Consider the following 23,153-nt stretch of genomic DNA (forward strand, 5'->3'; position numbering starts at 1 on the left):
GGGTCGAAAGCCCTCACTTTGTAGCAAGCAGGTGAGCTCTTAACAAGACTCAAGTTACAAATCACGCCGAATTGCGTTACATCTGTGCCACGTGCACGTTCCCGTGCCGGTCGCGCAGCCGCTGGAGCAGGTCGGCCGGAGCGCCGGAGTCCACGACGATGGCGTCGAAGTCGTCGAGCGGCGCGACCCGGTGCAGCGCCACGCGGGCCAGCTTGGAGCCGTCCACTGCCAGGATGCGGCGGGCGCCCGCGCGCAACATCGCCCGCTTGACCAGCACGATCTCCTGCTCCTGGTGGAAGGCGTACTGGTCGGAGACGGCCGAGGTGGAGACCACGACCACGTCGGTGCTCACCGCCTCGACCGCGTCGACGCAGCCGAGGCCGAGGAAGGAGTCGTGGGTGGCGCGGTATTCGCCGCCGAGCGCGATGAGCCGGATGTCGGGGCTGCCGGCCAGCAGCCTGATCGCCTCCAGGAAGTTGGTCACCACGGTCAGCGGGGCCAGCACGCTCAGGTGCCGGGCCACCGCCAGCGCCGTGGTCGAGTCGTCGAGCATGACCGAGCTGCCCGGCTCGATCATCCCCGCCACCACCCGGGCGATCGCGTCCTTCTCCGCGGTGTGAGCCTGGAGCCGGTAGGCGATGTTGCTCTCCCACACGTTGCTGGCCTGGGCGGTGACCCCGCCCCGGACCTTGCGCACCATGCCCTGGCGCTCCAGCTCGTCGAGGTCGCGGTGGACGGTCATCACGCTCACCCCGAAGCTTTCCGCGAGCTCCGTCACCGAGGCCGAGCCCCGCCGCACGATGTGGTCGGCCATGTCCCGCCACCGGGTGGCCTTGCTTGAGGTGTGCTGACGCGAATCCACCGGAGCCCTCTCACCCTCTTGGACGGCTGCGAAATCCTACCCTTGACACCCAACTTGGGCGACCGTACCCTCCCCACATCTAACATTTGTAACAAGATTGGTTGTTAATTTAACAACCAGTTCATGGAGGTGGGCGGGACATGACCGACCTTCTGCACGAGGCCAGGCTGAGCCGCGGGCAGTTCCTGCGTATGGTGGGCGGTCTGGCCGCGGCCGCGGCGGCCACCGCCTGCTCCACCAGGCAGGAGACCACCGCCACGACCGGCGGCGGCCAGGCCACGACCGAGCTGAAGTTCATCGGCGTGGCCGACCAGAAGGCGCCGATGGACCAGCTCGCGGCGGCCTACCAGAAGAGCAAGCCGGCGGTGCGCATCACCGCCTCCTACGCTCCCACCGACCAGGTGCAGACCTCGCTGCGCACCCAGCTCGGCGCCGGCAACGCCCCCGATCTGCACGTCGTCTATCCGGGCAACGGCAGCGCGATGTCGATGACCCAGATCGCCCAGGCGGGGCTGCTGGCCGACCTGTCCGCCCAGGCGTGGACGCAGACGATTCCGGCCGGGTTCAAGCCCGCCTTCCAGCTCGACGGCAAGACGTACATCTTCTCCGCCGGCTCGTCGGTCATCGGGGCCGTCTACAACAAGAAGGTCTTCGAGAAGGCCGGCATCGAGGCGCCGCCGACGACCTGGAGCGAGTTCCTCGCCGTCTGCGACAAGCTGAAGAAGTCCGGCGTGGCGCCGATCGCGCTCGGCGCCCAGACGCCGTGGGTCACCCAGCTCATCACGTACGCGCTGGTGCCCTCGACCGTCTACGCCAAGGACCCGACGTTCGACGACAAGCAGCTCGCCGGGCAGGCCAGCTTCGCCGACTCCGGCTGGCGCGACGCCATGGAGATGTATCTGGAGCTGCAGAAACGCGGCTTCTTCAACGACAACCCCAACGGCACCACCTTCGAGCAGCAGACCTCCATGGTGGCCACCGGCAAGGCCGGCATGGCCGTCCAGGTGTCGGCGGTCCTGCCCGACTTCCGCAAGGCGGCCTCGTCGCCCGACGACCTGTCGATGTTCCCCGTGCCCGGCGCCGACGACGCGAACTCCGTGTGGATCCCGGCCGGCGTCGTCGTCGGCCTCGGCGCCAGCGCCAAGGGCAAGAACGCCGAGGAGGCCAAGGCGTTCATCGACTTCCTCGGCAAGCAGGAGAACATCAACGCCTGGGCCAAGGCGATCGCCGCCATCCCGCTCACGCAGGACGCCTCCTCGAGCATCGACCCGGCCGTGCAGTCGTTCCTGCCGTTCACCAAGGACCGCGCGGTGCCGTTCATGGACCAGCGCTGGCCCAACGCCGAGGTGCAGCCGGTGCACTTCGCCGTCATCCAGGAGCTGCTGGCCGGGAAGTCGACCATCGACGAGGCGCTGAAGAAGATGGACGAGGCATACAAGAAGTGACCCCAGTGACCGCCGGGCGGTCGCGGCCCGCCCACAGGGGGGCGCGGCGCCGCTTCAGCGCCGCGTCGCCGCCGTGGTTGTTCGCCGCGCCCGCGCTCGCCGTGTACGCGCTGGTCGTGCTCTATCCCGCGATCAGCGGCGTGGTGTACGCGTTCACGGACTGGAGCGGCATCGGCCAGGACATGTCCTTCGTGGGCCTGGCCAACTTCCGCACCCTGCTGGGCGACGAGCAGGCCATGGGCTCGATCGGCAACACGCTGCTGCTGACCGTGGCCATCGTGGCCGTCCAGAACGGCGTCGGGCTGCTGCTGGCGCTCGGCGTGCACGCCAGGCTCAAGAGCCGGGCACTGCTCCGCGTGATCTTCTTCTCGCCGGTCGTGGTCAGCCCGGTCATGGTGGCCTTCCTGTGGAAGTACATCTACAACCCCGACCCGTCCGCAGGGCTCAACGGCCTGCTCGGCCTGCACGTCGACTGGCTGGGCGACCCGTCGGTCGCCCTGTGGTCGATCGCCGGCATGGTGGTGTGGCAGTACGCGGGATACTCCATGGTCATCTTCCTGGCCGGGCTGGAGGGTGTGCCCCGGGAGCTGCACGAGGCCGCCATGATCGACGGCGCCGGCACCTTCCAGCGTTTCCGCTACGTCACCTGGCCGCTGCTCGCCCCCGCCGTCACGATCAATCTCATGCTGTCCACGATCGGCGGCCTCAAGCTCTTCGACCAGATCTTCGCCGCCACCAACGGCGGACCCGGCTACGCCACCGAGACCCTGTCGACCGTGCTGTACAAGCAGGCGTTCGTGTTCGGCAAGTTCGGCTACAGCACGGCGGTCGCGCTGGTGCTGGCGTTGTTCGTGGCCGCCGTCTCGCTCGTCCAGGTCTACTACCTGCGCCGGCGGGAGGTGACCGCGTGAGAAGGACGTTCTTGCTGGAAATCGTCATGATCGCGGTGGCGGTGGCGTTCCTGTTCCCCGTCTACAGCCTGGTGTCGCTGTCGCTGAAGGACCCGGGGCAGATCTCCCGGTCGCCGCTGGCGCTGCCCGACCCGCCGACGTTCGACAACTACGGCTCCGCGTGGTCGGCGGCGGCGCTCGGCCCGTCGCTGGTCAACAGCACCGTGATCACCGTGGTCAGCCTGGTCGCGCTCATCGCGCTCGGCTCGTTCGCCGCGTACTTCCTGGCCCGGGTGCAGAGCCGGCTCGGCTACGGGCTGTACATCCTGTTCCTGCTGGGCATCGTGCTGCCGTTCCAGCTCGGCATGATCCCGCTGTACGAGCTGGTGAGCGACCTCGGGCTGATCGGCACGCACACCGGGATGATCCTGTTCTACACCGGCATCCAGCTGCCGTTCACCGTCTTCCTCTACACCGGGTTCATCCGTGCGCTGCCCCGCGAGTACGCCAGCGCCGCCCAGATCGACGGCGCCTCGCACCTGACGGCGTTCACCCGCGTCGTCTTCCCGCTGCTGCGGCCCATCACCGGCACCGTGCTGATCCTCAACGCCGTCTTCATCTGGAACGACTTCTTCACGCCGCTGGTCTACCTCGGCGGCTCCGGATACGAGACGGTCCCGGTCAGCGTCTTCGCCTTCGTCGGCCAGTACGTCTCCGACCACGGCCTGGTCTTCGCCGGGCTGGTGCTCGGCGCGCTGCCGATCGTGGTGGTCTTCCTGGCGCTGCAGCGCTACGTCATCAAGGGCTTCTCGAGCGGGCTCAAGGGGTGAGTGTCTCCGACGTCTTCGGCGTCTTCCGCGACCCGCCGCAGGCGTACTCGCCGGCGGCCATCTGGTGGTGGAGCGGCGAGCCGCTGCGCCGTGACCGGCTGCGCTGGCAGCTGGAGCGGCTCGTGGCCGGGGGAGTGCGCAACCTCGTCGTGCTCAACCTCGCACCGTCCGGGCCGGGGTTCGGGGCCGACGCCGACGACCCGCCGTTCCTGTCGGAGGCGTGGTGGGAGCTGTTCGACGGGGTGTGCGCGGATGCGTACGAGCTGGGGGCGTACCTGTGGTTCTACGACCAGATCGGCTTCTCCGGCGCCGACCTGCAGGCCAGGCTCGTCCAGGAACGTCCGGAGTTCGCCGGGCAGTGGCTCGGCCCGGACGGGTCGGTCACGCTGCGCGGCTTCGACTACCTGTCGCGTGAGGCGTGCGCGGTGCTGCTCGACCGGGTGCACGGGGAGTTCGAGCGGCGGGTCGGGCACTGGTTCGGGCGGGTGATCGCCGGGTCGTTCCAGGACGAGCTGCCGACCCTGCCCACGTGGTCGGCCGGTTTCGCTGATGAGTACCGCGCGCGGCGGGGCGCGGAGTTCTCGCTCGCGGAGCCGGACTGGCACGCGTACCAGCGCACCCGCGCCGAGCTGGCCGAGGAGGCGTTCTTCCGGCCGCTGAGCGAGTGGCACGAGCGGCACGGGCTGCTGAGCGGCTGCGACCAGCAGGATCCCGCCCGGGCCGGGCACCCCGTCGAGGGGGTGGCGCTCTACGCGGACTACGCGCGCACGCACCGCTGGTACGGCGCGCCCGGCTCCGACCACCACGGCGACGCCCGGCTGCACGCCTCCCTCGCCCACCTGTACGGGCGGTCGCGCGTCTGGATCGAGGCGTTCCACTCCAGCGGGTGGGGCGGCACGCTGGAGGAGACCTTCGACTGGCTGCTGCCGTGGCTGCGGGCGGGGGGCACGCTGTACAACCCGCACGCGGTGTACTACACGACGCGGCGCGGCTGGTGGGAGTGGGCGCCGCCGTCGACGGACTGGCGGCAGCCGTACTGGCGGCACCACCGGGTCTTCGCCGACGCCGTCACCCGCCTGTGCGCCGCCCTGTCCCTGGGGCGTCACTCGTGCGACATCGCCGTCCTCCTCCCCACCGCCACCGCCCAGTCCGGCACCCCCCTGGACGGCACCCCATACCCCCTTGTCCCGTCCACCCGTGACACCGCCGCATCGCGGCCGGGTGATGCGGACGTCGGGGGCGGCCTTGGCGCCCCTTCACAGCCTGTCGCGCAAGAGGGCATCGCGGCCGGGCCAGGCCAGGCTGCGGCGGCGCGGCGGGCGCAGGAGGTGTATCGGGCGATCGTCGGCGACATGGCGTGGTTCGCCACCCAGCCGGGCGTGCTCGACCGGCTCCGCCTCGATGCCGACGTGATCGACGAGGACTCGGTGCGGCGTGCCACGGTCGAGGGCGGGCGCATGGCCGTGGCGGAAGAGGCGTACCGCGCGGTCGTCATGCCCGCCGTCACCGTCCTCGACGCTGACGTCGCCGCCCGGCTCGGTGAGTTCGCCGCGAACGGCGGGCTGCTGGTCGCCGTCGGCGCGATCCCTGACGCCCTGCGCTCCCACGCCGACGCGGGCCGGGTCCGCTTCGTGGCGGACGCCGCCGGCCTCGGCGACGCACTGGCCACCCTGCCCCGCCGGGTCGAGGCGCCGGTGCCCGCACTCGTCCGCGAAGCCGACGGCGCCACCCTGGTGTTCCTGACCGCGACCTTCCCCATGGCGAGCACGATCGGCGTCGCCCGGCCGGGACAGCGCGGCGTGGAGCTCGGCTGGCTGGACGCCACGATCGGCTTCGACCCCGCCAGGTACGCCCGCGACATGCGCGTCGCCATCAGGGGCGTGTCCGGCACGCCCCTGCTCGCGCGCCCCTTCGCCGGCGGCGAGCCCGCCCCGTTGCCGCACACCCGCGACGGCGACACGGTGGAGGTGGTCGTGCCGTTCGACGACGGGCCCGCCGCGCTGCTGGTGTTCGACGGGAGCGACCCCGCGCCGGCGTCCCGGGTGGCGTACCCGGTGGAGGTGGATCTCGGGGACGAGTGGGACGTCGAGCTCGTCCCGACCCTCGACGACACCTGGTCGGACTTCGGCGGCGGCACCGGCGTCGAACGCTGGACTCTCCGTACGCCGGCCGGCGAGCCCGTGCACGTGACCTTCGGGCCGCGCGGCGAGCAGCGCGTCGGCGACGGCCCGTGGACCCCCTCGGTGTGGTCACTGTCGCGCGGCCTGCACAAGGACCCCGTGCACCGTCAGACACTCGGCCCCAAGGGCCGCGTCCCGGTGGAGTTCCTCGCCTTCGGCCGGGTCCCGGCGGGCGGCGAGGCCCGATTCCGCAGCGTGCTCACCGTGCCGCCGGGCGCACCGGCCTGGCTGGCGATCGGCTCGGGCGCCGCCAAGACCCTCTGGCTCGACGGCGTCGAGCGGCCGCTCTCCGACGCCGGCTACGCCGCCGTCACGCTCGCGCCGCTCGCCCCCGGAGAGCACCTGATGGAGCTGCTGCTCGTCCCGGACGAGGAGCACGACCTGCGCGCCTACGCCTGCCTGGTGGCCGACCCCGCCGACGCGGCCTGTCCCGAGTGGATCGCCGGCACGCCGCTGGAGACCACCGTGACCGTGCCCGCCGGGGGATCGCCGGTGCTGCAGGTGGCCTCCACCGCGTTCTGCCGCGTGCTCGTCAACGGTGAGGAGGTGGGCAGGCAGGGCGGTTTCGACCCGTACGCGGAGGCCGACATCCCGCGCGTGCGCCGCTACGACGTGTCCCGCCTGCTGCGCCCCGGCGGCAACACGATCAGGATCGAGTCGGACGGCTGGGTCCTGGCCGACGGCCTGGCCGTCTCCGGTCCCGGCTGGTCGCCCCGCCCCCGGGTACGCCGCCGCCAGCACGGCGACCCCGCCGCCCTCTGGCTGCGTCCCCGCCCGCACCCGCTGCCTGAGGCCGACTGGCTCCACGGCCGCCCTCCTGCCCTGCCCGCCACGTTCGCCGTGCCGGGTGCCCGCCCGCGCGTGGAGCGTTTCCTCCTGGACCCGCCGCCGGGCACGACCGGCGTCGAGGTGGACGCGGCGGTGCCCGTCGAGGTCAGCCGGGACGGCCGCGAGCTACGCGTGACCACGGTCCCCAGTGCGCAGTCGGGCGCCGCGTTCACCGGGCCGGTCCGGTTCACCTGCGGGCCGGGCCGGATGCGGCTGGGGGACTGGGAAGAGCGTGGCCTGGCGGGGTACAGCGGGGGCGTCCGCTACCGCGTCACCGTCGCGGCCCAGGCAGGGCCGGGCGTCATCGACCTCGGCCGGGTCAGGGGTACGGCGGAGGTCACGGTGAACGGCCGGCCCTGCGGGATCAGGGTGTGCTCGCCGTACGCCTTCGACGTCGAGCTGGACGACGGCGACAACGTGGTCGAGGTCCTCGTGCTCGGCACCCTGGCCCCGTACCTCGACGAGGTCAGCCCCACCCATTTCGTCTTCGCCGGCCAGCGCCGCACGGGACTCTTCGGCCCGGTGCGCCTGCGCACGCAAGCGTGATCCGTGCGCCGGCCGTGTGACCACAGGGACTGTTGACATCTAGTGGGGTTCCGTGGAAGAACTTCCACAAAAGAAAGGATCTCAGCCCTAATGCGCGTTTTCCGTCATGCCGTGGTCGCGGCCATCGTGGCCGTCGTCGCCATGGTGTCCTCGGCATTGCCCGCTTCGGCGATCACGGGAGGAGAAGCCGACGGCAACCGTCACCCCAACGTCGGCTTAATCCTCTTCTACCAGCCGGACGGCAGGTTCCGCTGCTCGGCCACCCTCGTCTCGCCCACCGTGGTGCTCACCGCGGCCCACTGCACCAAGGGCACGCTCGGCAAGACCCTCGTGACCTTCACCTCGGTCATCGCCGAGAACCCGCCCGCGCCGTTCCCCACCGCGGCCGACCCCGGCAAGGGATACACCGCCGAGGAGCTCGCCAAGGCCGGTTACCTCTCCGGCACCGCCGGCACCCACCCGCAGTACTCCGACTTCACGGACCTGGACAACTGGAACGACGTGGGCGTGATCGTCCTCGACAAGCCGGTCTCGGGCATCACCCCGGCCAAGATGGCCCCCTCGCGCTACCTCGACGGGTACGAGCAGCCGCAGCTCAACAAGACGATCTTCACGTTCGTCGGCTACGGCACCGAGGTCCGCAAGCCGGTCAGCGGCCCGCAGAAGCCGCAGCCGATGAGCTACCCCCTCCAGCGCCGCTTCGCCACCTCGCCCGGCCAGAAGCTCACGGAGCAGATCCTGCAGGCCAACGGCAACTACAACGACACCCGCGGCACCGGCGGCACCTGCTTCGGCGACTCGGGCGGGCCCGTCTTCCTCAACGGCTACATCGTCGCCGTGACCAGCTACGGCTACACCCAGAACTGCCGCTACCTCGGCGGTTACCAGCGCGTTGAGATCCCGGTCGTCGAGAAGTGGCTCGAGACGGTCGGCTGACCCCTCCATCAGCTACGGCACGCCCCCTCCGCTCATCGGAGGGGGCTTTGTCGTCCCTGCGGAGGCTTCGGGTGGGGCCGATCTCAGCCGAGGCCTTGGTCTAGTACGTACGCGCGCAGAGGCCCGGTTCACTCTCATGCCATCTGGCGCGCTCCCCGGAGCAGGGGTGATGGGCCACCGCACAATGGGGCAATGGCTTACCCTCCACAGCCCCACCCGCAAGACCCGTGGGGCCCGCAGACACAGGGAGCACCGCAGGGACACGACCGGCCCGGGTACGGCCAGCCGTCGTCCGGCCCAGCGACCCCGCGACCCGGATACGGATCGCAGGCCGCCGGCCAGAGCCAGTTACCCGGCCGGCCGGCACACGGCCCACAGCCGCGCCAAGGGGGCCCGCCAGGCGGTTTCGGCGAGCAGCCGGGCCGGCACGGCCGACCCGGACCGCCTGACCGGCAGGGTCCGCACCATCCCTACGCGCCCCAGAGCCCGTACGACTCGCAGAGCCCCTACGACTCCCCGGGCCCGTACGACCCCCCGAGCCCCTACGACTCCCCGGGCCCGTACGACCCCCCGAGCCCCTACGATCCCCCGGGTCCGTACGACCCCCCGAGCCCGTACGACCTCCGGAACCCGTACGGTTCGCAGAGCCAGTACGGCCAGGACGACCCCTACGGCCTGTCCCCGGCCCCGTTCGACTACGGTCTGCCGCCCAAGCGCAACAACACCCTGATCATGGGGTTGTCCATCGGCTTGGGCGTGCTCCTCCTGGCCGGCGGCACGGCCGGCGCGGTCGCCTACGTCAACGTCTCCGGCTCCAAGCCCGCCGCCGCCCAGCCGGGCACCGAGACGTCGGCCCCCACGACGGCACCCTGGCAGTCCGACCCCCCGCCGGCCGAGCCGTCGGGCGAACCGACGGAGCCGGCCACCGACCCCACGGACAGCCCGCCCGCCGAGCCCACGGACCCCCCGCCCACCGCGGGGCAGGCCGCGCCAGGATCACAGATCGCTCACACCGAGTTCGACGACTGGAAGTTCAACCTGGGCGGCGTCAAGTTCGACGCCAAGAAGGTCGGCGGCTGGACGTACGACACGTGTGATCCGGTGGACGCCCAGGGCGTGCTGGCCAAGAACAACTGCGAGCGCGCCGTGCAGGTCGCCTACTCGGCGTACCGCGGGCATCTCAAGGCGGTGCAGGTCATGTTGTCGTTCCCGACAGAGAAGGCCGCCAAGACCGCCGCCACGCGGATGGGGAAGCTCACGGGGGATCCGGTGAACTTCCGCCGGGACATGGCCCACGCCACGTTCGCGTACGGGCAGATCCGCGCGAACGTGGCCAAGAAGTACGTGGTCGTCACCATCGTCACCGCGGACAAGTCGGCCAAGCCCAAGGCCGAGAAGTTCCACCTTTACAAGCAGGCCGACTCCGTCGGCTACTTCCTGCTGCGGGACAGGACCGTCACCAGCTGACCGGCCGCCCCCGCCCGACGTGCCGCGTACAAGTGGCAGCCTGTACGCGGCGCGGACCTCCGGGTTCCGACGATCAGGAATCGCTGAGCGTGCGTCGAGCTCCGGCGCGCCGCCGCCGCAGCGCACGCAGCGCCGGCGCGGCAAGCGCCAGCAGGACGAACGCCACGGCGAGCCGGCCTCCGCCGATGGCCGCCACCCAACCCGTCAGAACACCCTGCACGGCTGTCGCGGCGCCCACGATCGGGTCGCCGGCGGCCTGCCCGGCGAAGACGCGTAGCTCGTACCAGCCGTAATACATGACGTACAGTCCCGCCAGGACGAGCAGACCGCCACTGGCCCGGGACACATACGGCAGCAGCCGCCGCAGCCTGGCCACCGCGGCGGCGCGGGCGAGCGCCACCGCCAGCGACAGGACGGTCACGACCAGGCCCATGCCGAGCGCGTAGGTCACGAACGCCGCCGCCCCGCCGAGCACTCCGGCCCCGGACAGGGCGGCGGAGGTCACCGCCAGGAACGGCCCCACCGTGCAGGAGAGCGAGGCCACCGCGTACGACAGGCCGTAGCCGTACAGGGACAACGGCGAGGTGGTGGGGCGGCCGGTGTTCAGCCCCGGGACGCGCAGCACCAGCTCGCGCCCGGCCAGCAGCCGGATGCCGAGCCCGACCAGGAGCGCGCCGATGACGAGCGTCACCCACGGCAGGTAGCGGCCGACCGACACCGCCAGCACGGTGACGATCACCCCGAAAACACCGAACACCGTGACGAATCCCGCGGTCATCGCGGCCGACAGCAGCAGCGCCCGGGGGAGCGGGCCGCGGCGCGACGCCCCATCGTCGGCGATCAGCAGGGTGAGATAGGCGGGCAGCATCGCGAAGCCGCACGGATTGAACGCCGCCACCGTGCCGGCGGTGAACGCCAGGGCGAGCGGCAGGTCGGCCGCGTTCATGTGCGCCCTCTCACTGGCCGAGCAGCTGACGGACGTGGCCGTCCAGGCCGTCCTGGCTGAGCGGGCCTGACGCCTTCTCGGTGGAGCCGTCCGGTTTCATGAACACGAACGTGGACTGCTCGCTGACGCCCAGCTTGGTCCATACCGCGCCCTTGGCGTCCGAGAGGTGCACGATGTCACCGGTGCCGGTCTGCTGGACGAACTCCTTCATCGCCGCCTCGGTGTCCAGCCCGGCCACGCCGACGAACGCCACGTCGCCGAACTTGGCGGCGGCCGCCTTGACAGCCGGAGCCTCCGCACGGCACTTGGGACACCACGGCGCCCAGAACCAGAAGACCACCGGCTTGCCGGCCAGGCTCGCGCCCTGGAAGGACTCGCCGCTCAGTGTGGTGGCCGAGAACGCCAGCTCGGCCGGCGTAGCCGCTGCCGTCGCCGCGGGGTCGGCCGAACCCGCCGGCGTGGATGTCACGGTGGCCGGCGGCGCCGCCGCCTGGTCACCCGCCGGATTGGCCGTCCCCTCGCCTCCGGCGTTGCCGCAGGCTGCCAACACCAAGGCCGCCGCGGCCAGCATCACGGTCACTCGCGCTGTCGTCATGGGGTCAGCGTAGGAGCATCCGCCGCGCGACTTCCTTACGAGCTCGTGACGGCACGGGCTGATCGCGGCCCGCACGCCAGGCGGGGGTGGATTCCCCCGCTGACCGACACCTGACGTTGATCGGACCTGGGCGTCGAGCCTCTGCCCTCGATGAAGGCCGCGTTGGAACGGCTGGGCTTCGCCCCCTGCTACCACATGGCCGAGGTGATGACCCATCCCGACCACGTCGACCGGTGGCTGTCGGTGGCCGCCGGCGAGGTGAAGGCACGCGAGGACTGGGACCGGGTCTTCGCCGGCTACCAGGCGACGCAGGACTGGCCCGCCAGGTGTTCGGGTCCATGGAACGCAGGCGACCGGCGCTGGACCAGATCGGCCGGTTCTTCTTCGGCCTCGATTGGCGCTTCGGGGCCGACATGGTGGACGAGGAGACGGCCGTGGCGGCGTTCGAGCGGCACGTGGCGGCGGTCACCCGTTCGGCGAGCCCACCGGCTGACGCGCCATGGGACGGACCTTACCGAACGCGACCTAAACTTGGACTATTCGTTGTCTTGAACTGTTCGCGTTTATGAAGGTAGGTTTGGCTCATGACCGCATCCCAGACCCCGACGACCGCCGAAGAGCTGCGCGGTGCCGGCCTGCGGGTGACGGCCGCCCGCGTCGCGCTGCTCGAAACCGTCCGGAGCGGCGACCACCTCGACGTCGAGGCGATCGCCTCTGGGGTGCGCGACCGCGTGGGCCACATCTCCCTTCAAGCCGTGTACGAGGCCCTCAACGCGCTCAGCGCGGCGGGACTCGTCCGGCGCATCGAACCGGCCGGCAGCCCGGCCCGGTTCGAGGGACGCATCGGGGACAACCACCACCACATCGTGTGCCGGTCGTGCGGTGTCGTCGCCGACGTGGACTGCGTGGTCGGCCACGCGCCCTGCCTGACCGCCTCCAACGACCACGGCTTCTCGATCGACGAGGCCGAGGTCGTCTTCTGGGGCCTGTGCCCCGACTGTTCCACTGCCCGCACTGCATGAGCACTGTGATCCGCATAGTCCGGAAGGATTTCCATGTCTGAGAACCACGACGCAATCGTCACAGACCCGAAGCCGGAGGGCGAGGGCGGCTGCCCGGTCGCGCACACGCGCGCACCCCACCCGACGCAGGGCGGCGGAAACCGCCAGTGGTGGCCGGAGCGGCTCAATCTGAAGATCCTCGCGAAGAACCCCGCCGTGGCCAACCCCCTCGGTGAGGAGTTCGACTATGCCGAGGCGTTCAAGAGCCTCGACCTCCCGGCCGTGAAGCGGGACATCGCGGAGGTGCTGACGACCTCGCAGGACTGGTGGCCGGCCGACTTCGGCCACTACGGACCGTTCATCATCCGGATGGCGTGGCACAGCGCGGGCACCTACCGCATCAGTGACGGCCGCGGCGGTGCCGGGGCCGGCCAGCAGCGCTTCGCGCCCCTCAACAGCTGGCCGGACAACGGGAACCTGGACAAGGCCCGCCGCCTGCTGTGGCCGGTCAAGAAGAAGTACGGCCAGAAGCTCTCGTGGGCCGACCTCATGATCCTCGCCGGCAACGTCGCCCTGGAGTCGATGGGCTTCAAGACCTTCGGCTACGCCGGCGGACGTGCGGACGTCTGGGAGCCTGACGAGGACGTCTACTGGGGTCCCGAGACCACCTGGCTCGGCGACGAGCGCTACACCGGCGACCGGGAGCTGGAGAAGCCGCTCGGCGCGGTCCAGATGGGCCTCATCTACGTCAACCCGGAGGGCCCCAACGGCAACCCGGACCCGATCGCCGCGGCCCGCGACATCCGTGAGACGTTCCGCCGGATGGCGATGAACGACGAGGAGACGGCCGCCCTGATCGTGGGCGGTCACACCTTCGGCAAGACCCACGGTGCGGGCCCGTCGGAGCACGTCGGCCCCGACCCCGAGGCCGCGCCGATCGAGGAGCAGGGCCTCGGCTGGAAGAACTCCTTCGGCACCGGCAAGGGCGCCGACACGATCACCAGCGGTCTCGAGGGCATCTGGACCAACACCCCGACGACGTGGGACAACAGCTTCCTCGAGATCCTCTACGGCTACGAGTGGGAGCTGTTCAAGAGCCCCGCAGGCGCGTACCAGTGGCGGCCGAAGGACGGCGCCGGGGCGGGCACCGTCCCCGACGCCCATGACCCGTCGAAGCGCGTGGCCCCGACGATGCTGACGACCGACCTGTCGCTCCGGTTCGACCCGATCTACGAGCAGATCACGCGGCGCTGGCTCGAGCACCCCGACGAGCTCGCGGACGCCTTCGCCCGGGCGTGGTTCAAGCTGACCCACCGCGACATGGGCCCGATCGTGCGCTACCTCGGCCCGGAGGTCCCGGCCGAGACGCTGCTGTGGCAGGACCCCCTGCCCGCGGTGACGCACGAGCTCATCGACGCCGAGGACATCGCCTCCCTCAAGAGCCAGATCCTCGCCTCGGGCCTGTCGGTGTCCGAGCTCGTGTCCACCGCGTGGGCGTCGGCCTCGTCCTTCCGCGGCAGCGACAAGCGCGGCGGCGCCAACGGTGCGCGCATCCGCCTCCAGCCGCAGAGCGGGTGGGAGGTCAACGACCCCGACCGGCTGGCCACGGTGCTGGGCACCCTGGAGGGGATCCAGAAGGCCTTCAACGGCGCCCAGACGGGCGGCAAGCAGGTCTCGCTCGCCGATGTGATCGTGCTGGCCGGCTGCGCGGCCGTCGAGAAGGCCGCCAAGGACGCCGGCGTCGACGTCCAGGTGCCCTTCACGCCGGGCCGCGTGGACGCCTCGCAGGAGCAGACCGACGTGGAGTCGTTCGCCGCGCTCGAGCCGGCCGCCGACGGGTTCCGCAACTACCTCGGGAAGGGCAACCGGCTGGCGGCTGAATACCTGCTGCTCGACCGGGCGAACCTGCTGACCCTGAGCGCCCCTGAGATGACCGTCCTCGTCGGCGGCCTCCGCGTCCTGGGCGCGAACTACCAGCAGTCGCAGCTCGGCGTCTTCACGAAGACCCCCGGGGTCCTGACCAACGACTTCTTCGTCAACCTGCTCGAGCTGGGCACGACGTGGAGGTCGACGTCCGAGGACGCGAACACCTTCGAGGGTCGCGACGAGGCCACGGGCGAGGTCAAGTGGACCGGCAGCCGTGTCGACCTGGTCTTCGGGTCGAACTCCGAGCTGCGCGCGCTCGCGGAGGTCTACGCCAGCGATGACGCGAAGGAGAAGTTCGTGAACGACTTCGTCGCGGCGTGGGACAAGGTGATGAACCTGGACCGGTTCGACCTCGTCTGATCATGACCGTCCAGGTCGGCCCTCACCGGCCGGCCTGGACGTTCTCCGTCCGGAGGACCCCGGGTCCGCGTGACGTGCCGTGCATGCCCTGGTGAACGAATGTGCGGTAGCGGCTGTGGGTAGATGCAGACATGCTTGCGTTCGTACGCAAGGGCGGGTTTCTGTCCGTCTTGAGGGGCGCGAGCGTCGATGATCCCCGGGGGAGGGGCGGGTGACCTTTCAGAGTCCTGGCTGGCTGTGGTTGCTGGTCGTGCTGGTCGCCGGCGTGGCCGGGTACGTCGTCGTCCAGCTCTGGCGGCCTCGCTACGCGGCGCGCTTCACCGATCTGCGGCTGCTCGACCTGGTCGCCCCCGATCGGGCGGGATGGTGGCGGCATGTCGCGGCGGCGTTGTTCACGCTGGTGATGGGGTTGCTCATCGTGGCCGCCGCGCGCCCGGCGGCGTCGGTGCAAGTGCCGCGGGACCGGGCCACGATCGTGGTGGCCATCGACGTGTCGCTGTCCATGGTGGCCACCGACATCCCGCCGTCCCGGCTGGAGGCGGCCAAGACCTCGGCCAAGACGTTCATCACGAACCTGCCCGATCGTTTCAACGTCGCCCTGGTGACCTTCGCCCGGTCCGCGGCGGTGGTCGTCTCCCCGACCATCGATCATGCGGCGGTCGTACGGGCGATCGACACGCTCAAGCCGTCGACGGGCACCGCCATCGGCGAGGCCGTCTTCTCGGGTCTGGACGCCATCCGCTCCTTCGACGCGCAGGCCGCCAGCGATCCGCCACCGGCGGCGATCGTGCTGTTGTCCGACGGCGACAACACCTCCGGCCGCACCGTGCCCGAGGCGACACGGGAGGCGGGCAGGAACAAGGTGCCGGTCTCCACCATCGCCTTCGGCACCCCGGACGGCACCGTGGAGGTCGAGGGCCGTCAGATGCCGGTCCCGCCGAACGCCGAGACGCTGCGCGCGCTGGCCGACGGCAGCGGCGGACGCGCCTACGACGCGCAGTCCGCCAGTTCGCTGGATGAGGTGTACGAGAGCATCGGCAGTTCCCTCGGCACCGTGACCAAAAGCCAGGAAGTGAGCCACCTCCTGCTGCGCTGGGCACTCGTGCCGACGTTCCTGCTGGCCGCCCTGTCGCTACTGGCGCCGATCAAGCCGGCCTGGTCGCGCTCTGCCAGGACACGGCTATGAGGCTCCCGAACTTGATCCACGTGGGCCGCGAGCCGGCCCGTCAGGACAGGTCGGGCAGCCCCAGGTCGAGGTTGGGCCGGTCGATGCCGCCGTCCACCTCCAGCACCTTGCCTGTCAGATAGCGGGCGGCGGGGGAGACCAGGTAGAGCACCGCGGCCGCCACGTCCTCCGGCTCGCCTATCCGCCGCAGCGGCGTGGCCTGCTCCATCTGTGTACGCAGGGCCTCGTCGTTCATGACGATGTCGAGCGCGGAGGTGGCGACCGCGCCGACGGCGACCGCGTTGACCCGCACGGCGGGGGCGAGGTCGAGAGCGGCCAGCCGGGTGTAGTGCGCGAGCGCCGCCTTGGCGGTGCCGTACGCCAGGTAGCCTCGGCCGGCCACACGGCCCACGGCTGACGAGACGTTCACCACCGCGCCACCGCCGTCCAGGAGATGGGGGACGGCAGCCCTGGTCAGCTCGTGCGCGATGCCGACGTTGAACTGAAACGCGTTCTCGAGATGCTTGCGCTTCGTGTCGAGGAACGCGCGGGGCAGCGCGCCGCCCACGTTGTTCACGACGACGTCCAGCCGTCCGAAGGCCTCCACCGCCCGCTCCGCGAGCGCCTCGGCGACGCCCGGCACGGCCAGGTCGCCGGTGACGACCAGGGCTCGCCGGCCGGCCTTCTCGACCTGGTCGGCGACTGCGCGGAGCTGCTCCTCGGTGCGCGCGCAGAGCGCCACGTCCGCCCCGGCCTGGGCGAGCGCGACAGCGGTGGCGGCGCCGATGCCCCGGCCCGCGCCGGTGACGATCGCGGCGGCGCCGGCGATCTGGAAGCGGTCCAGGATCATGCCGTCAGCCTAGAGCTGCCTGTAACTGGTTTCAATTGGCTGGCCCCGCGACACGGCACGGGAGTAGCCGGTCCGGCTGCGGACGGTTGCGACTCTGCCGGACAGGGCTGGAGCGGATCAGGGAGTCCAGGCGGGATCCCGGCCGATCATGCCGAGGAGGCGGTCGAACTGCGGGGCATCGTCCGGCACCGCCACCGGCGGTCCGAAGGCGCCGCGCTGCCTGCCCATCTCCACCATCTGCTCAGTGAAGTGAAACGCCCGCGAGAGCGCCTCAGGGTCCGGCTCGTAGTCCTGACCCGTGGCTCTGGCCAGGTCCCAGCCGTGCACGACCATGTCGACGAGGTACATATGGGCCAGCGCGTTCATCGGCAGGCCCATGGCGGGGCTGGTCCCCTCCCATGCCTCGGGCCGCGACCAAACGGCCAGCATGCGCTCCGCCCGCTCGGGGAAGTCGCCCGCGTAAGGCCCCTGCTCGGTCATCGGCCCCTTGCGGCCCAGCGACTCGAACATCTCCGCCACCCACTCGAGGTGATTGATCAGATCCTTGACGTCGAACTTCGCGCACGGCGTGGAGTTCCCGAACTGCTCCTGCCGCACGGCGCGTACCAATCCCGCGGTCCGTTCGATGGCACGCGTCATCACCGGCATCATGTCGTCCATGGCAGCCATCGTGCCCCGCCTGCCCGAGGCGCGGCTTGTAGAAACGCGACTGCGCGGCTGGATCAACCCGTACGCGGGTCTCGACGCCTTCGATTTCCTCCGGCAGGCGCCGTCGCCCGAGGCTTCGGCGTACGTCGAGCACTTCTGGGTCGTCACGTGGACCGACCTCGCCGAGCCGTACGAACAGCGCATCGTCTCGCACCCCACGGTGAACATGACCATCACCTCGGACTTCCGCCAAATCGCCGGAGTCATCAAGGGAGGGTTCTCCTACACGATGAAGGGCAGCGGCCGCGTCATCGGCACGCGCTTCCGTCCCGGCGGCTTCCGGCCGTTCCTCGGCGGCCCGGTTTCCGACGTGACCGGCCGCTTCGTGGAAATCGGTGACATGTTCGGCCCAGCCGGTTCGACCCTGACTGAGCAGGTCTTGGCCGAACCCGACGCCCGGGCCGCCATCGCGCTCATCGAGACGTTCCTGCTGAGCATGGAGCCGGCGCAGGATCCGCTGGTCGAGGAGGTCGCGGCGCTGGTGGCGATGGTGGAGCGCGACGTGTCCATCACCAGGGCCGACGAGTTGGCCGCCCGATCGGGGCGGTCAGTGCGCTCGCTGCAGCGGCTGTTTCGCCACTATGTCGGGATCGGCCCCAAGTGGGTGATCCGCCGCTTCCGCCTGCATGAGGCCGCGGAGCGCGTCCACCAGGGGGTCGAGCTCGCCACGCTGGCCGCCGAACTCGGCTACACCGACCAGGCCCACCTGACCCGCGACTTCACCGCCGTGGTGGGCATGCCACCCGCGGCCTACGCCAGGGTCAGCAGCCAGGCCTGATCGCGACGTGTCGCCGGTGGCCACCGCCGTGTTCGGGTCGGTGTGGCGCGGCGGCCATGGGCGGTCGCCGCGCCACACCGGTGCGGGTGGTTGGGGTCAGCTCGCGCTACAGGAGACCGTTGGCCAGGTGCGGTTGCCGTTGTGCTGGATCGTCACACCCCAGTTGTTGCCATTGCCGTTGGGTCTGGCGGTCAGCACCTGGGCGCTGGGGTAACTGGCACTGATGTTCCAGGTGGCGATGATCTTCGCTGGGGACGGCACGTTCATCGTCACGGTCCAGTTGCTCGAACCGCTGACCGAGACGTTGAGGTTGTACCGGTCGCTCCACTGCTGACCCGCGGACAGCGTCGCGGCGCAGCCACCGCCGCCGGGGTTGCCGCCGGAGGAGGAGCCGCCCACCGTGATATTGGAATTCCCGCTGCTCTGATATCCCTCGGTTGCGAGAATCATGTAATCGTGGCTGCCCAGATTCATGCCATAACGAGCCCATGCGTCGAAGTGGTTACCGGAAGTGATGGTTCCGCCCGTTCGCTTCGACTGCCGGACGCTCCAGTACTGATTGAAGGTTCTGGTGCCTTCGATGGAGGGGGCGTTGTAGCGCGTCGTCTGGTAGATGTCGTACGTGCCGCCGTCGCTGGTGACCGTGCCCTTGTACGTCCCCGTGGGCCGGTACGTGCCCCAGTTGTCGACGATGTAGTACTCCACGAGCGGGTTTCTCGTCCACCCATAGAGGGTCAGATATGCGTTGCCGGACGGATTGAAGCTGCCTGAATAGCTCACGGTCCTGCGCCCGCCGGGATTCCAGCCCTTTCCGGCGACGAAGTTCCCGGTGTTCCTCCATGAGGTGCTGTAATTGCCGCCGGATCCGAGCTCCATGGAGACCGTTCCCGGACTGTCGGTCCAGAACGAATAGAAGTAGCCGTTGTTGGTGCCGGTCTGGTTGGAGGTTATCGGGGCGGCGTTGGCGATACCGGGCGGCATCGCCACGGCCACGACCAGCGCCACGGCTAAGGCGCAGGCACGGCCGATGAGCAGCCTGATGCGGCCGCGTCTGCGACTCTTCGAGTGGGCAGGGGCGACGTTCATGTGCGTGCTTCCTCCTCGTGAAGGCCGGGCGAGGGCGAGACGCCGAAACTATCGGTTTGATGGCGAAAGTGTCGGGCGCATCAGTTGAGTTGTCAATACGCCGTGGAGTGTTGTGAAGGGCTTGTGAAGGCAGCTGGCGTGGCTGGTGAGCCTTCTGACGCCCTGGCGCACAGGGAAGGATGGTGAAAGTTTCGGATATTCCCCGAAAGGTGATGTTCATGGGCGCCGTCCGGCCGCTGGACGACCTCCGAGGGCAGGAGCGCTTGAGCGCCTTCCGCGCCACCGGAGAAAGATCGGCTTGGTGCTCGCCGGTGATCAGGTGGGGAAGCGGCGGCTCTTCCACGCGGCCAGCTCGGCGGCGGCGGCCGCCAGCTGCGTGGGGGTAGGCGTGGGGCCGGTGGCCGCGCTGATCACCAGGGTGGCGTGGACGGTGCCCGGGGTCGCGCCGGAGGGTGTCAGCAGCAGGCGGTGGGCGGTGGGCGAGCCGGTCTCCGTCGCGATCGCCGCCGGTCCGGAGGCGGGCAGGCCCACGCGGGTGGCCACATCGCCGACCACGACGGTGGTCGCGGCGGTGAAGGATGCCGGCAGGTGCAGCTCGGTCGGGGCGCTCGGGGCCGTGGCGGGTTCGCGCCAGACCACGACACCGAATCGCCGGTCCTTGGCCAGCGCGGCGACGTTGGGCATGGAGGACGGGACGGTCAGCCAGGCCTGCTGCTGCCCGGCACCGCCGTAGCCGGACCGGGCGAGGTCCTCGTAGGCGAAGGCCAGCAGGTCACCGGCGACCGCGGACGGATAGAGGCGATCCAGCACCGCCCGGTCCAGCCGGGTGCTGACGACACCCGACGCGTCGGCGGCGACCACGGAGAAGTCCTCGTCGTTCCACGCGTCGCCCTCGGTCTGCACCTTGTCGGGGTTGCGGTTCATCAGCTCGTGGTGCCGGCCGCTGTAGATGTCCCAGTGCCACTGGGTGGAGGAGAGTACGTCTCCGACGGCGGCGGCGTCCTGCCACCAGTTCTTCCCGGGGACCCCGGAATCCATGGCCTGGTACATGGCTCGCACCATCCACGGCGTGCGGTCGCTGCCGTTCCCCGACAGCTTGTTGCCGAATTCCGAGACGAATGGCGCGGTGGCCAGGGTGCGGGCCCGTTCGCGGATCTCGTTCATCGCCGGGTCGTACACACCGTCCGAGGCCGGCGACGGGTCGATCGTCATGCGGGCGCCGTCGTAGAAGTGGCTGTTGAAGACGTACCGGGTGCCGAGGGCGCCGACCGTGGCGAGCCCGCCCTCCTCGAAGAAGCCGGTGTTCCAGAAGACCAGGGGTTCCACGAAGGCCGGCTTGGACGCCCATCCGGCGGCGTCCATGGCGGCGCGGAAGCGCTGGTAGAAGGGCATCAGGTATGTCTTCTCCCACTCCAGGCCGCTCTGCCCGGAAAGGCCTCCGTCGTAGGGTTCGTTGAACGGGTCGAATCCGATGACGGAGGCGAACTCCTCCTCCGGCAATCGCTGCTTGATGTGCCTCATGGCGGCCGTCGCCTGGTGCAGGAACGCTTGCTGGACGCCTATCTCGCCCGCGGCCGTGCTGATGCGCCGGTCCCGCCAGAAGTCGTAGGCGGCCCTGCGGACCGCCTCGTTGGTCTGCATGTTCTGCCCCCACAGGAAGCAGATGCCGCACGACTCCTTGGGGTAGTTCCCGGCTTTGACCACCCATTCCGGCGCGCCGTCCCCGGTGTACCAGCTGCCCTGGTTGAACAGGTACGAGGAGTAGAGGTCCTGGTGGTAGTCGACCAGGACGCGGATTCCCCGGCCGGTGAACGCGCGGATCTGCTCGACCGCCTTGTCGAGGTAGGCGTAGTCGATGGTGGAGGGAGACGGTTGCACGCCCTCCCAGCTGATGAGGAACCGGATCACGTTCGCGCCGGTGAGGTCGCGCATGGCTTGAGCCGAGCGCGCGGCGTCGGCGACGCCGAGGAAGGGCAGCAGGGAGTTCTCGTAGAGTTTGGTGCTGCCGGACACGTTGAACCCGCGCAGCGTCACCTCGCGGCCGTGCCCGTCACGAAAGACCCAGCTCTGCTGCTTGGCCGTGACGGTCAGCGGGGTCTGGGCCGTGGGCGCGGCCGCAGCGTCAGGCGTGTGGCCGGACACCAACGTGCCTGCGAGGACGGCGGCCATGGCGGTTGCGGCCAGACGCGCCGCTCCAGACGACACTGCTCCCATAAACGGAGAATAGAGCTCAGCTCATGTTCCGCAAGGAGCGGTTCGTCCGGACCACCGGGGCGCCGGGCCCCGTCACACCTTCCTCTTGGCGGACCACCAGGTCATCACCCAGAGGATCACGCCGATCGCCAGCAGCACGCCCGCGATTTGGTATTGGCCTGCGGGCCGGCCGGAGGACCAGGGCAGGACCAGGTAGAGGCAGGTGATCGTGCCCACCACCGGAAGGACACGGCCCGCGTTGAAGTGCTCCACCCCCGTCTCGTCCCTGCGCAGCACGAGAACGGACACATTGACGAGCGCGAAGACCGCGAGCAGCAGCAGCGACGTCGTCCCGCCCAGCAACGCCACGACAGGGCTGTCGGGGCTCAGCGAGACGAAGGTGATGAGCCCGAGGGCGATGGCCGTGGTGAACACGATCGCCGCCTGTGGCGTGCGCCGGGAGGGGTGCACTTTCGCCAGGAAGGACGGCAGCACGCCCTGCTTGCCCATCCCGTAGAGCAGCCGGCTGGCCATCAGCATGTTGATCAGTGCGGAGTTCGCGACGGCGAACATCGAGATGAACGGCAACAGGTCGGAGATCGGGAAGCCGGGTGCCGCGGTCTGCACCACCGTCGACAGCGGGGTCTCACTCTCGGCCAGCCGGCCGACGGGGACCACGGCGACGGCGCAGATCGACACGAGGATGTAGATCAGCCCCGTGATACCGATGCCGGTGAACATGATCCGGGGAAAGATCCGTGCCGGATCCTTGGTCTCCTCCGCCATGTTGACCGAGTCCTCGAAACCCACCATGGCGAAGAAGGCCAGCGACGTCGCGGCGCTGACCGCCAGGAACACGCTCTTGTCGGTGGCGGTCTCGAAGGCGACGACGCGGGAGAAGTCCGCGTTGCCGCCGGCGATGAAGTACAGGCTGATCAGGATGACGAGCAGCAGGCCCGAGAGCTCGACCGCGGTGAGCACGACGTTCATCTTGACGCTCTCGCCGACGCCGCGGAGGTTGACGGCCAGCACCAGGAGCATGAAGCCCAGGGCGATCAGCAGGATGACGCCGTTGCCCACGTCCAGACCGAAACCGGTGGTGAGGTTGGCGGCGAAGGCCCGCGAGGCGGCCGATGCCGAGGTGATGCCCGAGCACATCACGGCGAAGCACACCAGGAAGGTCAGGACGTGCCTGCCGAAGGCCTTATGCACGTACAGGGCGGCACCCGCGGCCTGCGGATATTTCGTCACCAGCTCCAGGTAGGAGCACGCGGTGATCAGCGCGACGATGAAGGCGATGGCGAACGGCAGCCAGGCGGCGCCGCCCACCTCGCCGGCGACCTGGCCTGTCAGCGCGTAGATCCCGGTGCCGAGAATGTCGCCGACGATGAACAGCAGCAACAGGCCGGGGCCCATCACCCGCTTCAGGCTGGGCTGGCCGTCGCTGCCGGCCTCGGTAGGACTCGGAGGACTGATCTGAGACATGGGGGGTGATCCTTGTCGTTCGTCAGCCGTGGGGCTGCATGGGCAGAGGACTACGTCCCGCGCTCGCGCATCGGGG

The 23,153-nt window shown here is 70.1% G+C and carries 19 protein-coding genes; 11 read left to right on the top strand and 8 right to left on the bottom strand.

What is annotated here, in order from left to right:
• Nucleotides 1-76: 76 nt before the first annotated feature.
• A complete protein-coding gene (locus EDD27_RS06155) occupies nt 77-862 on the bottom strand; it encodes a DeoR/GlpR family DNA-binding transcription regulator (RefSeq protein WP_241563889.1) in 786 nt (261 codons plus the stop codon).
• 140 nt (nt 863-1,002) lie between these two features.
• Between EDD27_RS06155 and EDD27_RS06160 the strand changes: the two genes are divergently transcribed.
• From EDD27_RS06160 to EDD27_RS06185, 6 genes are all read left to right on the top strand, one after another.
• Entirely contained in the window at nt 1,003-2,307 is a 1,305-nt protein-coding gene (locus tag EDD27_RS06160) for an extracellular solute-binding protein (protein WP_127931488.1), read from the top strand.
• Between the two features lie 5 nt (nt 2,308-2,312).
• Nucleotides 2,313-3,218 (top strand): carbohydrate ABC transporter permease, encoded by a 906-nt coding sequence (locus EDD27_RS06165; RefSeq protein WP_241563890.1) that lies wholly within the window; start codon nt 2,313-2,315, stop codon nt 3,216-3,218.
• Nucleotides 3,215-4,027: a carbohydrate ABC transporter permease gene (locus EDD27_RS06170; protein ID WP_241563891.1), complete on the top strand. Its 813-nt coding sequence runs from the start codon at nt 3,215-3,217 to the stop codon at nt 4,025-4,027. Before EDD27_RS06165 ends, EDD27_RS06170 begins: the two co-directional genes overlap by 4 nt.
• Complete coding sequence (locus tag EDD27_RS06175) at nt 4,024-7,581, top strand: hypothetical protein (protein ID WP_127931490.1); 3,558 nt, start codon at nt 4,024-4,026, stop codon at nt 7,579-7,581. Before EDD27_RS06170 ends, EDD27_RS06175 begins: the two co-directional genes overlap by 4 nt.
• A 90-nt stretch (nt 7,582-7,671) precedes the next feature.
• On the top strand, nt 7,672-8,517 hold the full coding sequence (locus EDD27_RS06180; protein ID WP_127931491.1) for a S1 family peptidase: 846 nt from the start codon (nt 7,672-7,674) through the stop codon (nt 8,515-8,517).
• Between the two features lie 192 nt (nt 8,518-8,709).
• Entirely contained in the window at nt 8,710-9,984 is a 1,275-nt protein-coding gene (locus EDD27_RS06185) for a hypothetical protein (RefSeq protein ID WP_127931492.1), read from the top strand.
• A 73-nt stretch (nt 9,985-10,057) separates the two neighbouring features.
• Here the strand turns inward: EDD27_RS06185 and EDD27_RS06190 are convergent, their stop codons facing one another.
• On the bottom strand, nt 10,058-10,930 hold the full coding sequence (locus tag EDD27_RS06190; protein ID WP_127931493.1) for a cytochrome c biogenesis CcdA family protein: 873 nt from the start codon (nt 10,928-10,930) through the stop codon (nt 10,058-10,060).
• Between the two features lie 10 nt (nt 10,931-10,940).
• A complete protein-coding gene (locus tag EDD27_RS06195; protein WP_206641275.1) occupies nt 10,941-11,525 on the bottom strand; it encodes a redoxin domain-containing protein in 585 nt (194 codons plus the stop codon).
• 150 nt (nt 11,526-11,675) lie between these two features.
• On the opposite strand from EDD27_RS06195, the gene EDD27_RS58545 reads away from it, so the two are divergent.
• The 4 genes from EDD27_RS58545 (at nt 11,676) to EDD27_RS06210 (ending at nt 15,998) form a co-directional block, all read left to right on the top strand.
• Nucleotides 11,676-12,077 (top strand): sulfotransferase, encoded by a 402-nt coding sequence (locus EDD27_RS58545; protein ID WP_164903504.1) that lies wholly within the window; start codon nt 11,676-11,678, stop codon nt 12,075-12,077.
• Nucleotides 12,078-12,109: 32 nt separating this feature from the next.
• Nucleotides 12,110-12,547 (top strand): Fur family transcriptional regulator, encoded by a 438-nt coding sequence (locus EDD27_RS06200; RefSeq protein ID WP_127931494.1) that lies wholly within the window; start codon nt 12,110-12,112, stop codon nt 12,545-12,547.
• Between the two features lie 33 nt (nt 12,548-12,580).
• Nucleotides 12,581-14,812: a catalase/peroxidase HPI gene (katG, locus tag EDD27_RS06205; RefSeq protein WP_127931495.1), complete on the top strand. Its 2,232-nt coding sequence runs from the start codon at nt 12,581-12,583 to the stop codon at nt 14,810-14,812.
• A gap of 211 nt (nt 14,813-15,023) precedes the next feature.
• Nucleotides 15,024-15,998 (top strand): VWA domain-containing protein, encoded by a 975-nt coding sequence (locus tag EDD27_RS06210; RefSeq protein WP_127931496.1) that lies wholly within the window; start codon nt 15,024-15,026, stop codon nt 15,996-15,998.
• Between the two features lie 40 nt (nt 15,999-16,038).
• Here the strand turns inward: EDD27_RS06210 and EDD27_RS06215 are convergent, their stop codons facing one another.
• Nucleotides 16,039-16,827, bottom strand: a complete 789-nt coding sequence (locus EDD27_RS06215) for an SDR family oxidoreductase (RefSeq protein WP_127931497.1) — start codon at nt 16,825-16,827, stop codon at nt 16,039-16,041.
• A gap of 117 nt (nt 16,828-16,944) precedes the next feature.
• Nucleotides 16,945-17,487 (bottom strand): TIGR03086 family metal-binding protein, encoded by a 543-nt coding sequence (locus EDD27_RS06220; RefSeq protein WP_164903505.1) that lies wholly within the window; start codon nt 17,485-17,487, stop codon nt 16,945-16,947.
• Between EDD27_RS06220 and EDD27_RS06225 the strand changes: the two genes are divergently transcribed.
• Nucleotides 17,486-18,313, top strand: coding sequence for a helix-turn-helix domain-containing protein (locus tag EDD27_RS06225; protein WP_164903506.1), 828 nt, complete (start codon nt 17,486-17,488; stop codon nt 18,311-18,313). The genes EDD27_RS06220 and EDD27_RS06225 overlap by 2 nt on opposite strands.
• A 96-nt stretch (nt 18,314-18,409) precedes the next feature.
• On the opposite strand, the gene EDD27_RS06230 is transcribed toward EDD27_RS06225, so the two are convergent.
• From EDD27_RS06230 to EDD27_RS06240, 3 genes are all read right to left on the bottom strand, one after another.
• A complete protein-coding gene (locus tag EDD27_RS06230; protein WP_127931499.1) occupies nt 18,410-19,399 on the bottom strand; it encodes a glycoside hydrolase family 11 protein in 990 nt (329 codons plus the stop codon).
• A 315-nt stretch (nt 19,400-19,714) separates the two neighbouring features.
• Nucleotides 19,715-21,613, bottom strand: a complete 1,899-nt coding sequence (locus tag EDD27_RS06235; protein ID WP_241563892.1) for a cellulase family glycosylhydrolase — start codon at nt 21,611-21,613, stop codon at nt 19,715-19,717.
• A gap of 72 nt (nt 21,614-21,685) precedes the next feature.
• A complete protein-coding gene (locus EDD27_RS06240) occupies nt 21,686-23,077 on the bottom strand; it encodes an APC family permease (protein ID WP_127931500.1) in 1,392 nt (463 codons plus the stop codon).
• Between the last annotated feature and the right edge of the window lie 76 nt (nt 23,078-23,153).

Source organism: Nonomuraea polychroma, from assembly GCF_004011505.1.
GTDB classification, from domain to species: domain Bacteria; phylum Actinomycetota; class Actinomycetes; order Streptosporangiales; family Streptosporangiaceae; genus Nonomuraea; species Nonomuraea polychroma.

Bases quoted from the DNA above. Each gene is read 5' to 3' on its own strand.
- EDD27_RS06185 (WP_127931492.1), top strand. From the start codon at position 8,710: ATGGCTTACCCTCCACAGCCCCACCCGCAAGACCCGTGGGGCCCGCAG.
- EDD27_RS06180 (WP_127931491.1), top strand. From the start codon at position 7,672: ATGCGCGTTTTCCGTCATGCCGTGGTCGCGGCCATCGTGGCCGTCGTC.
- EDD27_RS06230 (WP_127931499.1), bottom strand. From the start codon at position 19,399: ATGAACGTCGCCCCTGCCCACTCGAAGAGTCGCAGACGCGGCCGCATC.
- EDD27_RS06225 (WP_164903506.1), top strand. From the start codon at position 17,486: ATGGCAGCCATCGTGCCCCGCCTGCCCGAGGCGCGGCTTGTAGAAACG.
- EDD27_RS06160 (WP_127931488.1), top strand. From the start codon at position 1,003: ATGACCGACCTTCTGCACGAGGCCAGGCTGAGCCGCGGGCAGTTCCTG.
- EDD27_RS06220 (WP_164903505.1), bottom strand. From the start codon at position 17,487: ATGGACGACATGATGCCGGTGATGACGCGTGCCATCGAACGGACCGCG.
- EDD27_RS06195 (WP_206641275.1), bottom strand. From the start codon at position 11,525: ATGACGACAGCGCGAGTGACCGTGATGCTGGCCGCGGCGGCCTTGGTG.
- EDD27_RS06215 (WP_127931497.1), bottom strand. From the start codon at position 16,827: ATGATCCTGGACCGCTTCCAGATCGCCGGCGCCGCCGCGATCGTCACC.
- katG (WP_127931495.1), top strand. From the start codon at position 12,581: ATGTCTGAGAACCACGACGCAATCGTCACAGACCCGAAGCCGGAGGGC.
- EDD27_RS06240 (WP_127931500.1), bottom strand. From the start codon at position 23,077: ATGTCTCAGATCAGTCCTCCGAGTCCTACCGAGGCCGGCAGCGACGGC.
- EDD27_RS58545 (WP_164903504.1), top strand. From the start codon at position 11,676: ATGAAGGCCGCGTTGGAACGGCTGGGCTTCGCCCCCTGCTACCACATG.
- EDD27_RS06235 (WP_241563892.1), bottom strand. From the start codon at position 21,613: ATGGGAGCAGTGTCGTCTGGAGCGGCGCGTCTGGCCGCAACCGCCATG.
- EDD27_RS06190 (WP_127931493.1), bottom strand. From the start codon at position 10,930: ATGAACGCGGCCGACCTGCCGCTCGCCCTGGCGTTCACCGCCGGCACG.
- EDD27_RS06200 (WP_127931494.1), top strand. From the start codon at position 12,110: ATGACCGCATCCCAGACCCCGACGACCGCCGAAGAGCTGCGCGGTGCC.